Here is a 14,219-nt window from a genome sequence, read left to right on the forward strand (position 1 = left end):
GCTCGGAGATGTGTATAAGAGACAGGCCAGGGTCCGAATGCGCTCCGCGATTCGGACCGGAACGGGATTCGCTCCGCGAATCCCTTGGGCCGGCTACAAGAAGGGGGCCGCTGCCTTTCCGCCTCTACCGCACTTGACGCATCCTCAAATCCGCTGTGCTCCAGTAGAGTTGTTCCCCTTTAGGCTTCCCCGCGCTCACCCTCTTTTTCGAATAGGGAGCACCTTAAAATCCGTAGGGTTCGCCATGCAAGAAGGTAAGGAAGTATAAACTTTCGGGGCCTCCGAGAAATCACCTCCTCCTCTGCAGGGCTCTTGCAAAGTCGCGTGATCTCGTGGGTGTGCTGGACCGAAGCTGCCCCGGCGCCATGTCCGTTGCCCCCTAAAGGTGTTACCGTCGCACGATGTCCAAGATCGAGATTGACGCCATAACCGCCGAGTTCTTCGGAGCCTTCGACAACCGCGGCGGCAAGGCTGCGGACGTTGCCCGGATCCGACGGCTGGTCATTCCGGGTGGCGTGATCGTGCTGACCGGGCCGAAGTACACGGTCTACACCATGGAGGAGTTCATCGAGCCTCGCGAACGCCTGCTCTCCGACGGCCGGTTGGCCGAGTTCTCGGAGTGGGAAACCTCCGAGCGGACCGAGATCGCGGGCGACATCGCGTCGCGCTTCGGCGCGTACCGCAAGGCCGGCGTCCTGGACGGCAAGCCGTTCCAGGGCGGCGGGACCAAGACCTTCCAGTTCGTCCGCACCCCAGAGGGCTGGCGGATCGCGGCGTTCTCCTGGTACGACCAGTCCTGAGCACAGCAGCCCGCGGGACAGGAGCGTTTCAAGTCCCGGTGATGATGTGGGCCTGCATATGCGGTGGTGGCCCGGTGATGGGAGTGCCCCGCGTGTTCCTTAGGTGCACGGGGCATTTTTCAATCCCTGACCTTGAGGAAACGCATTCGGGTCGCCCCATTGCTGTCGGTGCCGCCGGCTTCGGCGTCGGAGATCGCACCCCCCGTGAGGACGAACATCAGGTGCAGGCGGACCGTCCGAGGGCCGGACGTGACCGTGTACTCGGTCATGATGTGTGTGGTTCCGCCCTGCTGCTCCTGCCCTTCTGCGTTGATCGCCGCGATCTGGGTGAAGCTGGTCAGGAGGGTGTCTGTCGTCTCGTCCCTGAGCCAGCCGATGATGTAGCCGCTGCCGCCGGTCGCGGTACCGAGCGCGTACCGTACATCGCTGTCGATGTGGTACACCCCGGCTTCCGGGAGCACGATGTCGGACTCGGGGATCGGCACATCGGTACCGGTCTCGGCCAAGAGATCGGCGTGCTGTCGCTCGGCGTTGCGGAACGCGCTCACCGGCGTGAGGCGGGCGCCGATCCTCCACCTCTCGGGGCAGCCGGGCATCCCGGCGACATCGATGTCCACCGACCGTTCGTTGCTGGTGTTGCCGCCCGGAGCGATGCCCGTCAGGTCGACCCGCGGCACGAGTAACCCGCCGGTCGTGTTCCGTGCGGCGTTGCACGGGGACGGGTCAAGAGCGGGCGTGTCGGGCGCGTACAGGCATCCGTCGCTGCCCCGGGTGATGGCGTTGCCCAGGTCGGTGGAGATGCACGGGGGCCGGCCGGTGGAGCAATCATCCTGGCAGGAGTCGATCGGGATGACCGGTGGGACCGGGGTGTAGGGGGTCGAGCCGTCGAGGGTGTCGGTCGTGCAGGTGATCGTGCCGTCGCAGTTGCGGCAGGTCGTACGGAGGAACGGCCTGCCGCAGCCATGGGCGGATGCCTGGACGGTGAGGACGAAGCTGTCGACGGTCCACTGCTTGGGGCCGACTCGGCAGGTGTCGTCGTTGCCCGTTTCGAGGTTGAGCTCGACGACGATCCTTCCCGCGAGGACGTCCGCGAGGGACACGGTGGTCGGTGGGATGACGCCTTTGTCGTCACCACCTGCCGGCAGATTGGGTGGGCCCAGGAGATCGGTGCGGATCGGGTTCGTGCCGTTCCACAGCGCGAAGCGGCCGTAGAGTTGGCAGGCTGCGTTCCGGCCGTCGTTGTGGACATGGACCGAGGCGCTGATCGTGACGCTGGTGGGGTCGCCGCGCAGTGATGCGGGGTCGATGTGGATGACTCCGGCGAGCCAGGTGTGCTGGCCGTTGTGCGTCCCGTCGTCGGCCGGGAACGTGCCCGTGCCGCCGTTCAGGATGGTCTGGGCGACGACAGGGTCCAGTGCGGCATGGGTATTGGCGATGGTGTAGTACGGCGCCGGGTCGGTGCTGCTCGCGGTCGCCGTGACACGGTACGGTGCGGAATCCCGCAGTGAGATCGTCTCGCAGTGCCGGCTCGGCTTGGAGCCGGGGCAGGCACCGTGGACGTCGGCGGGGTGGCAGCCCGCTCCGGTGGGCCGGCAGTCGCCGATGCCGATGGGGGACTGCCTGCAGCCGCATCCGCTCATGGTTCAACTCCAGGTGTGGGGTGGGGTGGTGCCTCGGTGTGCGCCATGCCTGTTCGGCGCAGTTGCGCTCGGGGTGGTGGCGTGTTGGCCGGTCGGGCGCCGCGAACGAATGTCGGTCTCGGGCAGGCTCCTTGAGGGGTACCGGCGGCCCCGGAACCGGTCCCGCGACCGGGCAGGGGAAGAAGTGCGTCCACCGGACCGCTCACCAGGCCGTGGCTGGTGTGACGTCGGTCGTCAAAAACCAGCTCTGTGCACCCTCAGCCGGTCAGCCCTTGATGGGGGGAAACAGAAGCAGCCATGTCGGCCCCCTTCGAGAGTCTGCCGCTGGACAACCCGCTTGGGCGCGCTCAGGCATGGGCAAATCTCGCGCTCAGTCACTTACCATCTTCTTGCAAGACTTAATGTACTATCCCAGCATCTGTCTGGCATTACTCCGTTAGGGTGACCGCCTTCGCCGCTGACGCGGCAGAGCGTTCGCATTCCTTCCGCCGGACAGCCCCGGGGCAGATGGCCAGGCCGCGCCACAACCAGGGCCTTGTAGACGCAACGCCCCGGCACCACCGTCGTGAGTCGGGCACCCTGCGGTTCCGACACTGCCGCGTACGTCAAGGTTCCCCAGCGAGTGGGCAGTTGGGTCCCTGCTGGGCTCGGTGACGTAGGAGGCAGGCACCACGCCGGTCGACGACCCGTTACCGGGCGCGGCGTTGCCGACTGCCTGGAACGAGGCGCGGCGGTCCGTTCACGACGCGGAAGCAACCGATCACCGCGCGCCGCTGGGTGCCTGGAGGCACGGCAGTACAGGAGGCGGAGATCGTGACCATGGCCGACAACCCTGACGGGCGCGCGGTGCGCGGCGCGCGGGCTGAGCGAGGCGGTCGAGCGCGAGAACATCGGCCGGGCGCTGAGGCTCAACAAGGACGGCTCCACCAAGGTCGCGCGGATCATCGTGCCGGTGATTCTGGAGCCTGGCGAGGACCCGACCGACATGGTCGCCTCCGCGAGCTTCAAGCCGCTCGTCCCCAACCACCACCGGAGCCGCCACCAGGAGCCCTACCGCCCGTCGGCCCGGCCGGCGCAGGCCAGTCACCAGCATCCGCACAGACAAGAAGGCGGACAGGTCCTCGGCCCTGCCCTTCGATGCCGCAGCTGGCCAGGGTGCCGACGCTCTCGGCCATCAGGGCCCCAAGGAGGTCGGCAACGAGGCGCGTACTCAAGCTGTTCCTGCAGCAGTCACTACCAGCAACGCCAACTGATCAGCCCAGGCCAACCCACCCCCAGTGATCAGAAATACTGCTCGTGGACACCGGCGCTGTCCCTCGGCAGGGATGGGCCGGGAGTAGTGGAGGGTGGTAGTCCTCACGGCGACTGGCTGGGGAACTACTTCTGGCTGGCGCAGGGGTTGCAGCAGGAGGGGGCAGGTTCGACGCAGGCGGTGACGGTGTCGGTGTTGTTGGTGGTGTCGGGGTCCTTCTCGTTGCCGGTGGCGGTGGCGGTGTTGCTGATCGGGCCTGGTTTGGTGGCTTTGGCCCGCAGTACGAGGGTGGCTGTTGCGCCGTCGGCCAGGTCGCCCACGGTCCACTGCCCGGTGTCCGAGCCGTAGCTGCCGGGGCCGTCGGCGGACAGGAAGGTGAGGCCGTCGGGGAGCTGGTCGGTAACGGTGACGCCGGTGGCGTCGTTCGGGCCGGCGTTGTGGACGGTGATGCGGTAGGTCACCGTCTGGCCGATGGTGACGGTTGTGGCGTCCGCTGCTTTCGTCACGGTCAGGTCGGCGGCCGGTTTGACCTGTGTGACCTGCTCGTTGGACGTGGACGTCAGGGGCTCCGGTGTGTCGCCGAGCCGGTTCTCGTAGGAGGCGGTGGCGGTGTTGCTGATCTGCTTGCCGCCGCTGGCCCGGTCGATGGTGGCCCGGTACTCCACCGTGGTTCCCGTCGGGAGGGTTTCCGTGTTGGGAAGGCTGCCCCCGTTCCCGGCGGTGGCGCCGTTGCCGAGGTGGAAGACGACCTTGTTCGCCTGGGCGTCGTAGTACGCCTGGTCGTCGCCCTGGGCGTCGCTCTTGGCTCCGGCGTTCGGGCCATCGACGATGCGCAGGGAGCCGGGCAGGTAGGTGGTGCCCTGCGGGATGAGGTCGGTCAGGATGAGGTTCTCGGCCGCGCCGCCGCCCTCGTTCTTGGCGGTGATGCGGTAGGTGACGACGTCGCCCACATCCAGCGGCCCCGCGGGGATCGCGGTCTTGTCGAGCGCGACGTAGGGAGCGGTGCCGAAGAAGATGCCGTCCAGGAAGTTGCCGACGCTGGGGTTGCCGCCGGCAGCAGAGATGGAGCGGAAAGCGAAGCGTGTCAGTGTCTGGCCTGCCGGGACGGTGTAGGTGCCGGTGTAGTAGCCCCAGGCGGTGTTGCCGTCGGTGAAGCGCCTCTGCTGCACTGTGGAGCCCGGTGCGCCGATGTCCAGCGCCATGGTGTCGTCCCCTTGGCGGCCGCGGTGATACAGCCGCCAGTACAGTTTCGTACCGGGGGTGGTCGGCAGGTCCTGGTAGAGCGTGGAGACCTGGTACGCGTTGAGCTCGGCGAACTGGGTGCCGTCGGCTGCCGGCACGCCGTTGAAGCCCGAGTGCCACAGCTCGATCATGTGGTCGGTGGCGGTGGTGAGCCAGCCCGGGACCCGCTTGGGCGCCTGCGTCTGTGAGGCGTCCGGCAGGATCTCCACACCGGTCACGGGGGGCTGTTCGAAGCTCCCGTTGACCAGGGTGACCCGGAGCGGCGCGGCGGGAGGTGTGGCCATGGGTTTTCCCCTTGGGTCGGTACTGCTGGGATGCACCGCCGACAGGCCGCACCCCCTGTGCGCAACGGCGGAGCTGAACGCCCAACAGCTCAGCGCGTGAACGGGATTGCGTACAGTGATGTACGGATGACTCTGGCCAATGCCACGCGGCAGGTTTGCCAGACCCAGACCTGAGCATCCGCCGCCGCGCCGCCGGCCATGTCGGTCTCGCTGCACCACTCTCACCACACACGCTCCTGGCCGCTCGCCCACCCGCCCCTTGAGTGACCGAAAACCCTTATGGCATTTGCTGCGGTCACACTCGCTCAGGGTGAATCAGTCGTCGGCGAAGTTGACGGTTCCGGCACCGTCGGCGACCGAGGCGTGACCGGTGCCAGCGGCCGTGGGGTGCTGCCAAGGCCCGGTGCTGTCGCGAGCGGCGTCAACCGCCCACCTTCACAACAGCGCCAGCCTGGGCGCCCCTCCGGGCGTGTCAGTGCCCGCAGGTCCGCAGGTGCGGCAGGTCATGCCGTGTCAGGTGTTCCAGCACCAGCTTGCGGCCGGCGGGGAGCAGCGGGGGCCGGCGGCCTCCCGTACGGCTTCGTCGGCTGTGCACCGGCCGCGGATCCGTGCCGGGCGCCTGCCGTCCGTGGGCGCCCTGGACAGCCCTGTCTGGACCGTCGAAGGCGGTGAGCGGGCCATGGCAGCGGGGGCACGACATCGCATCGTCCATGCCCGGGGTGCTCCTAGAGGGCGCAGGGTGAGCCAACAGACACGCAAGCTATGGCAGTTGATTGCTCAGCCGACCGCCTTTCCCGTGGGCGGCGCCTTGATGGCGGCGGTGGTCCTTTCCCTCTACGGCGGCGCCGGGCAGGCCGAGACCGACGCCTTCTTCGCGTATGCCTCCCTCACCCCGCTCAGCGGCGAGGCCCCTGCGGACGGGGGGCGTGGCACTTCTGGCAGGACCAGGCCGGCGCCGTGGTCCTGGCGCTCGACAAGCCCGGCCAGGACGGGGCGGTACACGTCGTCATGGAGCCGGCCGAGCCCCCGGTCCTGTGGTGGGACATGGCCCGGGTGCGCGCGCAGATGGCGGTGGTCCGGTTCCCCCGCCTGCGCCACCCCGCCGGCCCCGAGATGGAGGCGGTGCTGAATGCGCGGGCCGGGTGGATGACCTCCGCCCGGCGCGTGCCGCCCGTGGACCTGCTGTAGGCCCTCACACGCCAAAAAGGGGGCAGGGGCCGGTCACCACCTGGTGGTGACCGGCCCCTGCCCCGGTGATGTGCGGCGCGGGGCCGCGCCGAGGGACCGTCCGAAGCGGGTTTCCGGCTCGGCCTATCGACGCAGTACCTTCCCCAGCCACAGCCGGACGGCGCAGGCGGTGTCGGCGGCGTGCTCCTCCATCAGGGAGAAGTGGTCCCCCTTGGCCGTCACCGTTTCGTGCACCCAGTGCGTGGACACCCGCCAGTCCTCACCGTCGGCCGTCATCATGGGCTCGGAGGCCCGCACGAGCAGAGTGGGCACCTCCAGTCTCACCGGCTCCCAGTGTGCGAAGAGACGCGCGTACCACGACTGGGCGGACAGCCTGGTGCCGTCGAGCGGCATGGCGTGGGTCTGGTACCGCCGCATCAGCCGGTGGAAGCCCTCCTGGTTGCGGGCGAGGTAGGGGTCGTCCACCGGGTAGGTGTCGATGAACACCACCGCCTGCGGGCGCACACCGCGGGCCTGGAGGTGTGTGGCCAGTGCGTGCGCCAGGACTCCTCCGGAGGAGTATCCGCCGAGTACGAAGGGTCCGTCACCGACGTGCCGCAGCAGCGCCTGCGCGAGTGCCGTCGTGACCGCGGAGGCGGTGGCGGGCAGGACGTCCCCTTCCGTGAATCCGGACAGGGACAGCGAGGAGACGGCCGGTCCCCGCCCCTCGAAGCCGGCGGCCAACGGCATGTGGACGTGCGGTCCCGACATCGCGACGAACGGAGGGACCATGAGCAGCGGCACCGGGCCGGATCCTTCGGACAGGGGGATGACGTCCTGGGTCCGGGGAGCGTGGGCCGCGAGGTCCTCCGACTTCTCCCGCAGCACGGCGACGTTCTCCGCCAGTCGCCGGCTCGTCGTGAAGTCGCCCGTTTCCAGGCCCCGCCAGAACAGGGCTCCCATCATCTCGGCGGCGGATCCCCGGCCGGCGGCGCGGGCCGTCGCGCCGCGCGGAGCGGCCGCGCTCGGGGACACGCCGGCGAAGGCCGGGTGCGAGCGTCCCACGGTGCCCGGCCGGTCGTGCAGGCCGTGTCGGTCGTGTGGCGAGCGGGGAGCGGGAGGCAGCGGTGCGGCAGGCGGGGCGACCCGGCCGCCGTCCGGTGCTGGAGTCCGCTCCCGCGCGGTGCCGTCCACGTCCCGCAGCATCCTTCCCAGAAGGTGTTCCGTGAGCCGTTCGGCGCTGGGATGGTCGAAGACGAGCGTCGAGGGCAGGAGGAGTCCCGTGGCCGCGCCGAGGGCGTTGCGCAGTTCGACGGCCATGAGCGAGTCCAGCCCCAGTTCCTTGAACGACCGGTGCGGGTCGACCTCCTCGGGCCCGGACCGCCCGAGCACCGCCGCGGCCTGCCCCAGCACCAGGGCTCGCACTTCGGCCGCCCCCTCCTCGGGGCCCAGGGCGGCCAGCCGCGCCCTGACGCCGTCCGCCTCCGGTGCCTGCCGGGCCGTACGCCGTGCCGCACCGGTCAGTCCGCGCAGGATCGGGGGCAGGAGGCCGTCCGACCGCCGTTCGCGTCGGGCCGTGACCTGCAGGGCGGCGGGGATCAGGACAGCGGCGTCCCGCAGCAGGGCCTCGTCCAGGAGCCGGAGGCCGGTGCGCGAGTCCATCGCCCGGACCCCCCAGCGCGCCAGACGTGAGGTGTCCGCGTCGCCGAGGTGGCCGGTCATCCCGCTGGCCTGCGCCCACAGCCCCCAGGCCAGCGACTGCCCGGCCAGGCCGCGGGCCCGTCGTGCCACGGCCAGGGCGTCCAGGAAGGAGTTGGCGGCCGCGTAGTTGGCCTGGCCGGTGGTACCCAGCACTCCGGCGACGGAGGAGAACGACACGAAGGCGGCGAGGTCCATCTCCCGGGTCAGCTCGTCGAGGTGCACCGCCGCGTCGACCTTGGGGCGCAGGGTCCGCTCCAGCCGCTGCTCGTCCAGCGCGGCCACCACGCCGTCGTCCAGCAGGCCCGAGGCGTGGAAGACCGCGGTGAGCGGGGCGTCCCCGGGAACCTGGTCGAGCAGCTTCACGACCTGGTCGCGCTCGGCGACGTCACAGGCCACGACCCGCACGGTGGCGCCGAGTTCGCGCAGCTCCGCGCAGAGTTCGGCGGTGCCGTCGGCCGCCTCGCCGCGCCGTGAGGCGAGCAGCAGGCTGCGCGTCCCGTGGTGCGCGACCAGGTGCCGGGCGGTCAGGCTGCCCAGTTGCCCCGTCCCGCCGGTGATCAGGACTGTTCCGGCCGGGTCGAGCGAACGCGGTGTCCTCAGTACGTTCTTGCCGACGTGCAGTCCCTGGGCCATCGTCCGCAGCGCCTCCGGCAGCCGTCGTACGTCCCACACGCGCACGGGGGGCAGGGCCAGTGCGCCCTGCTCGAACAGGGCCGTCAGCTCCTCCAGCAGTTCCGATATCCGGTCGGGTCCGGCGTCGTAGTAGTGGAAGGGGAGGTAGGTGACGCCGGGGTGGGTGCGGGCCACCTCGGCGGGGTCACGGACGTCGCGCAGGCCCATTTCCAGGAAGCGCCCGCCGGAGCGCAGCAGCCGCAGGGAGGCGTCGACGAACTCCTCGGTCAGGGAGTTGAGGACGACGTCCATGCCGCTGCCGCCGGTGGCGTCGCGGAAGTGTTCCTCGAAGCGGAGGTCGCGGGAGCCGGCGATGTGCGCGTCGTCCAGGCCCATCGTCCGCAGCAGTCCGTGCTTGCCCGGACTCGCCGTCGCGAAGACCTCCGCTCCCAGGTGGCGGGCCAGGGCGACCGCGGCCATGCCCACGCCGCCGGCGGCGGTGTGCACGAGTACGCGCTGGCCCGGACCAAGCCGGCCCAGATCCCGCAGGCCGTACAGGGCGGTGAGGAACACCACCGGGGCCGCTGCCGCCTCCTCGAACGTCCAGCCTTCCGGTATCCGGGCTGTGTTCCGTGCGTCCGTGACGGCCAACGAACCGATGGCGCGGGGGAAGACGCCCCACACTCTGTCGCCGACGGCGACACCCCGCACTGCGGGGCCCACGGCCGTGACCACGCCCGCCGCCTCGTGCCCGAGGTCCGAGGCGCCGGCGAGCATCCCCCGGGTCACCAGTACGTCGCGGAAGTTGACGCCCGCGGCCCGCACTTCGACGCGGACGTCCCCGGGCCCCAGGGGGTCCAGTAGTTCCGGTGCCGGACGCGCCACCACGTCGCCGCCCGGGCCGGCCACACCGAGCACCCATGGCAGCGGCCCGTCGGGAAGCCGTACGCCCGCCGGCGCGGGCACCACGCGCGGTACCGACACGGCCGACGCGCGGACCGCGGTCTGCCATTCGTCGGACCGTGCCGCCGCGGTCATGACCGTGCGGAGCACCGCGTCGCCGGCTGTCCCGTCCGGTGCGCCGGCCAGGTCCGTGATCGCCACGCGGCCGGGGTGTTCGTTCTGCACGCTGCGGATGAGGCCCCACACGGCGGCGGCGACGGGATCCACGGCGGCGGATTCCTCCTCGTGCACGGCGACGGCCCGGCAGGTGACCACCAGCAGCCGGGCCGTGGCCCACCGCGGACCGGACAGGAACTCGCGTACCAGGCGCAGGGCCGCGCCGGTGAGCGTCCTGACGGCGTCCGCGGGCGCGTTCGCGGCCGTGTGCGCGTCGGGGCGGGCGTGCCAGACCAGCCAGTCGCAGCGGTCGTCCCCGTCGTGCCCCGGAGCGGCCCCGGCCAGATCCGCGGCCCCACCGATCACGCGTACGTTGCCCGGGTCGGCGGGGTCGCCGGCCGGCGCGCCGGGCAGGGCCGTCCACCTGACCGTGTGCAGTGCGCCCGGACCTGCGGCGGGCCCGGTGACCTGACGGTCCAGTTGTTCCGGGCCGGCCGTCCTGAAGGTCAGGGAACGCGCCGAGAGGACAGGGGCGTTCGTCGTGTCGGTCAGCAGCACGCGGACGCCGCCGCCCTCGGCTGGGGTGAGACGGGCCCGTACGGTGCGTGCGCCGACGGCGTGCACCTCCACCTCGCTCCAGGCGAACGGGAGTGCCGTTGCGTCGCCGTCGGGAACTGCGCCGCCCAGGACACCGGCATGCAGGGCAGCGTCCAGCAGCGCGGGGTGCACGGTGAAGCCGTCCGGTTCGGTGCCGTCCGGCAGCACCACGTCGGCGAAGATCTCCTGACCGCGCGTCCACAACGCCCGGACGCCCTGGAACACGGGCCCGTACTCGTAGCCTCGGGCGGCCAGTTCCGCGTAGGGATCCACCGGCAGCCGGACCGCGTCTCCCGGCGGCCACGAGCCCTCCGGCATCTGGTGTGTCACGGCACCGGGGTCCGGAGCGAGCCGGCCGCTCGCGTGCCGTGTCCAGGACGCCTCCTCGTCCTCGGGGCAGGACCACACGGTCACGGCCCGGCGGCCCGTCTCGTCGGCAGCGCCCGCCACGACCCGCAGCCGTACGCCGGTGCTCTCCGGTACGCGCAACGGCGTTTCCAGCACCAGTTCCTCAAGCGACTGGCACCCTGACCGGTCGCCCGCCTGCATGGCGAGTTCGAGCAGCGCGGTGCCGGGGAGGAGGACGACCCCGTGCACCGCGTGGTCCCCGAGCCAGGGGTGCGTCGACCGGGAGATCCGGCCGGTCAGCACCAGCCCTCCGGTGTCCGGGTCTTCGATCAACGCGCCCAGCAGGGGGTGGACCGCGGGCTCCAGCCCCGCCGCCGTCACGGCTCCGGGTCCCCCCTCCCCGGGGGCGAGCCAGAACCGCTCACGCTGGAACGCGGTCGTGGGCAGGTCCGCGGACGGGACCGTGCCGGGCAGGACGGCCGTCCAGTCCACCGGTACACCGTGTACGAACAGCTCGGCCGCCGACCGCAGCATCCGCAGCCGTCCGCCCTCCCCACGGCGCAGGCTGCCGCCGATCACGAAACCGGTCACCCCGCCGGCCTCCAGGGCGTCCTGCACGCTCGCCGTCAGCACCGGATGGGAGCTGACCTCCAGGAACGTACGGAAGCCCTGGGCGGCCAGCTCCCGTACCGCGGGTCCGAAGCCGACCCGCTCGCGCAGGTTGCGGAACCAGTACTCCGCGTCCAGTTCGGTTCCGGTCAGCCGGCGGCCGTCGGTGGTGGAGTGGAACACGACGTCCGCGGCCGCGGGAGTCACTCCGCGCAGCGCGCCGACGAGTTCCTCGCGCAGTTCCTCCACCTGCCGTGTGTGGGAGGCGTAGTCGACCGGAAGCTTCCTGGTGCGCACGTTCTGCCGGTCGTAGAAGGCCGCCGCCTCACCGAGTGCCGCGGGCGGCCCGGCCAAGGTGACCGAGTGAGGTCCGTTCACCGTGGCGATCTCGATCGTGTCGTCCCCGAGGTCCCGCAGGTCTCGGGCGGCCCGCTCCTCCCCCACCGCGACCGCGAGCATGCCGCCACGGCCCGCCAGGGTCCGCGCGATGAGACGGCTGCGTACGGTGACGATCCGGGCGGCGTCCTCCAGGGACAGGGCGCCCGCCACGCAGGCGGCCGCGATCTCCCCCTGCGAATGACCGACCACGGCGTCCGGACGCAGCCCCCAGGAGCGCCACAACGCGGCAAGCGACACCATCACCGCGAACGACAACGGCTGGACCACGTCGACCCGTTCGAGAGCGTCCGGCTCCCGCTCCCGCACCATCGCGGACAGCGTCCAGTCGACCCACGGGCCCAGCGCCTCCTCACACTGCGCCATCCGGGCCGCGAACACCGGTTCGGTGTCCCACAGCTCCGCACCCATACCGGCCCACTGCGCACCCTGACCGGGGAACACCCACACGGACCCGGTCACGTCACCGGCCTGTGCCACACCGACGTGGGCCAGGGACGCCGGCTGCCGCCCCGCCACCTCTCCGAGGCCCCGCACGAGTTCGGCGCGGCTGTCCCCGACCACCACCGCCCGGTGCTCCCACACGGCGCGGGAGCGCACCAGCGTGCCCGCCACGGCCGCGATGTCCACGGTGGGGTCGGCCTCGATGTGCGAGGCGAGCCGTGCCGCCTGCTCGGCCAGTCCGGGGCCGGACCGCGCGCACACCACCAGCGCCGTCTCCCGCCGGCCGGGCCCGTCCGCCGTCTCGGACCGTCCACTGTCGTGGTGCGGCGACCGCGGGGCCTGTTCAAGGATGACGTGCGCGTTCGTGCCGGAGATGCCGAAGGCCGACACCCCGGCCCGCAGCGGGCGGGCCACCGGCGGCTCGGGCCAGTCCTGTCGCCGGGCCAACACCTGAAGCCCTGTGGACCGGTCGGCGTAGGGCGCGGCGGCAGACACGTGCAAGGTCCGTGGCAACACGCCGTGACGGAGTGCCAGCACCATCTTGATCACACCTGCGACCCCCGCCGCGGCCTGCGTGTGACCGATGTTCGACTTCAGGGACCCCAGCGGCAGCGGCCGGCCGGTGCGGCCGTAGACAGCCGACAGCGCACGCGCCTCGGTGGGGTCCCCCAGCCGCGTGCCGGTGCCGTGCGCCTCCACCGCGTCGACGTCGTCGCCGCTCAGGCCGGCGTCCGCCAGGGCCAGCCGGATGGCCCTCTCCTGGGCCCGGCTGCTGGGCGCGGACAGGCTGTCGGACGCCCCGTCCTGGTTGATCGCACTGCCCCGTACGACGGCCAGCACCCGGTGCCCGGCCCGCCGGGCGTCCGACAGCCGTTCCAAGGCCAGCATGGACACGCCCTCCGACATGCCGAAGCCGTCCGCGTCCGCGGAGAACGCCTTGCAACGCCCGTCCGGGGAGAGGGCACCAAGCCGGCTGTACTCCACGTACATGCCCAGGGTGGGTGCCGTGGTCGCGCCGCCGGCCAGAGCGAGGTCGCACTCCCCCTGGCGCAGGGCGCGCACCGCCAGGTGCAGCGCGACGAGCGAGGAGGAGCAGGCGGTGTCCACGGAGACGGCCGGCCCCTCCAGCCCCAGCACGTAGGAGATACGGCCCGAGTGCACGCTCGCGGTGGTGCCCGTCATCACATGGCCCTCGACCGCCGAACCCTCGGCCAGGCCGGGCCCGTACTCGGACTCCATGACGCCGACGTACACCCCGGTGGCGCTGCCCTTCAGGCCGCTCGGATCGATGCCGGCGCGTTCCACCGTCTCCCACGCGGTCTCCAGCAGCAGCCGCTGCTGGGGGTCCATGGCCAGTGCCTCGCGCGCCGAGATGCCGAAGAACCGGGCGTCGAACCTGTCGGCCTCGACGAAGCCGCCCTCGCGCTGCACATGGTGTCCGGGCTCGTCCAGGCGCGCGGCGTACGAACGCGTCACGTCCCAGCCACGGTCGTCGGGGAAGGGGCCGACCGCGTCCCGTTCGTCCATCAGCAGACGCCACAGCTCGTCGGGGCTCGAGACGCCTCCGGGCAGACGACATCCCATACCGATGATCGCGATGTCCTCGCGCGAGCCGTCCGCCCGCGGCGCCACGGACCCGCGTCGCGTACCGTCTGTACCGGCCTTCTCCACCATGCTGCCCACTTCCTGGTCGTCCCGGCCGTCCCGCTCCCCGGCCCGCCCAGTGGAGGAGACGCGATGCTCGTCGGAGGTCACGTCGGTGATCTATCCCTGGAACGAGGTCTCCCGGGCCGGGAGTTCACGCCGGGCCGGCTCGGGCCGTCGGCTGCCGAGTCCGTGAGGTCTCCAGGGGGCCCTGGCGGCACGCCCGGCACGACCTCGGTCACGATGGACGACCTCGGTCACGACGGGTGTCGCCAGCCGCCGTGGTCGCGCCTTCGACCAGGGCAGGCGCGCCTTCGACCAGGGCAGGCGCGCCTTCGACCAGGGCGGGCGGGCCTCCAGCCGCGACGGACGGCCTCGGTCGCCACGAACGGCCTCGGTCGCCACAGACGGCCTCGGTCGCCAC

Annotated in this window: 5 protein-coding genes; 2 read left to right on the forward strand and 3 right to left on the reverse strand. The window is 71.4% G+C overall.

Annotated elements, in window-relative coordinates:
• The first annotated feature begins 401 nt into the window (after positions 1 to 401).
• Positions 402 to 800: a DUF4440 domain-containing protein gene (locus IG64_RS36775; protein ID WP_037864778.1), complete on the forward strand. Its 399-nt coding sequence runs from the start codon at positions 402 to 404 to the stop codon at positions 798 to 800.
• A 119-nt stretch (positions 801 to 919) separates the two neighbouring features.
• Here IG64_RS36775 and IG64_RS36780 read toward each other — a convergent pair whose 3' ends face one another.
• Together IG64_RS36780 and IG64_RS36785 are read right to left on the reverse strand one after the other, a co-directional pair.
• A complete protein-coding gene (locus tag IG64_RS36780) occupies positions 920 to 2,440 on the reverse strand; it encodes a hypothetical protein (protein ID WP_037864779.1) in 1,521 nt (506 codons plus the stop codon).
• Positions 2,441 to 3,817: 1,377 nt separating this feature from the next.
• Positions 3,818 to 5,218, reverse strand: a complete 1,401-nt coding sequence (locus tag IG64_RS36785) for an isopeptide-forming domain-containing fimbrial protein (RefSeq protein WP_199811736.1) — start codon at positions 5,216 to 5,218, stop codon at positions 3,818 to 3,820.
• 957 nt (positions 5,219 to 6,175) lie between these two features.
• Here IG64_RS36785 and IG64_RS36790 point away from each other — a divergent pair.
• A complete protein-coding gene (locus IG64_RS36790; protein WP_037864780.1) occupies positions 6,176 to 6,406 on the forward strand; it encodes a hypothetical protein in 231 nt (76 codons plus the stop codon).
• 123 nt (positions 6,407 to 6,529) lie between these two features.
• Here the strand turns inward: IG64_RS36790 and IG64_RS36795 are convergent, their stop codons facing one another.
• Positions 6,530 to 13,906, reverse strand: a complete 7,377-nt coding sequence (locus IG64_RS36795) for a type I polyketide synthase (RefSeq protein ID WP_158771751.1) — start codon at positions 13,904 to 13,906, stop codon at positions 6,530 to 6,532.
• Positions 13,907 to 14,219: the final 313 nt, after the last annotated feature.

It is taken from the genome of Streptomyces sp. NRRL S-340, from assembly GCF_000720185.1.
Taxonomy (GTDB): domain Bacteria; phylum Actinomycetota; class Actinomycetes; order Streptomycetales; family Streptomycetaceae; genus Streptomyces.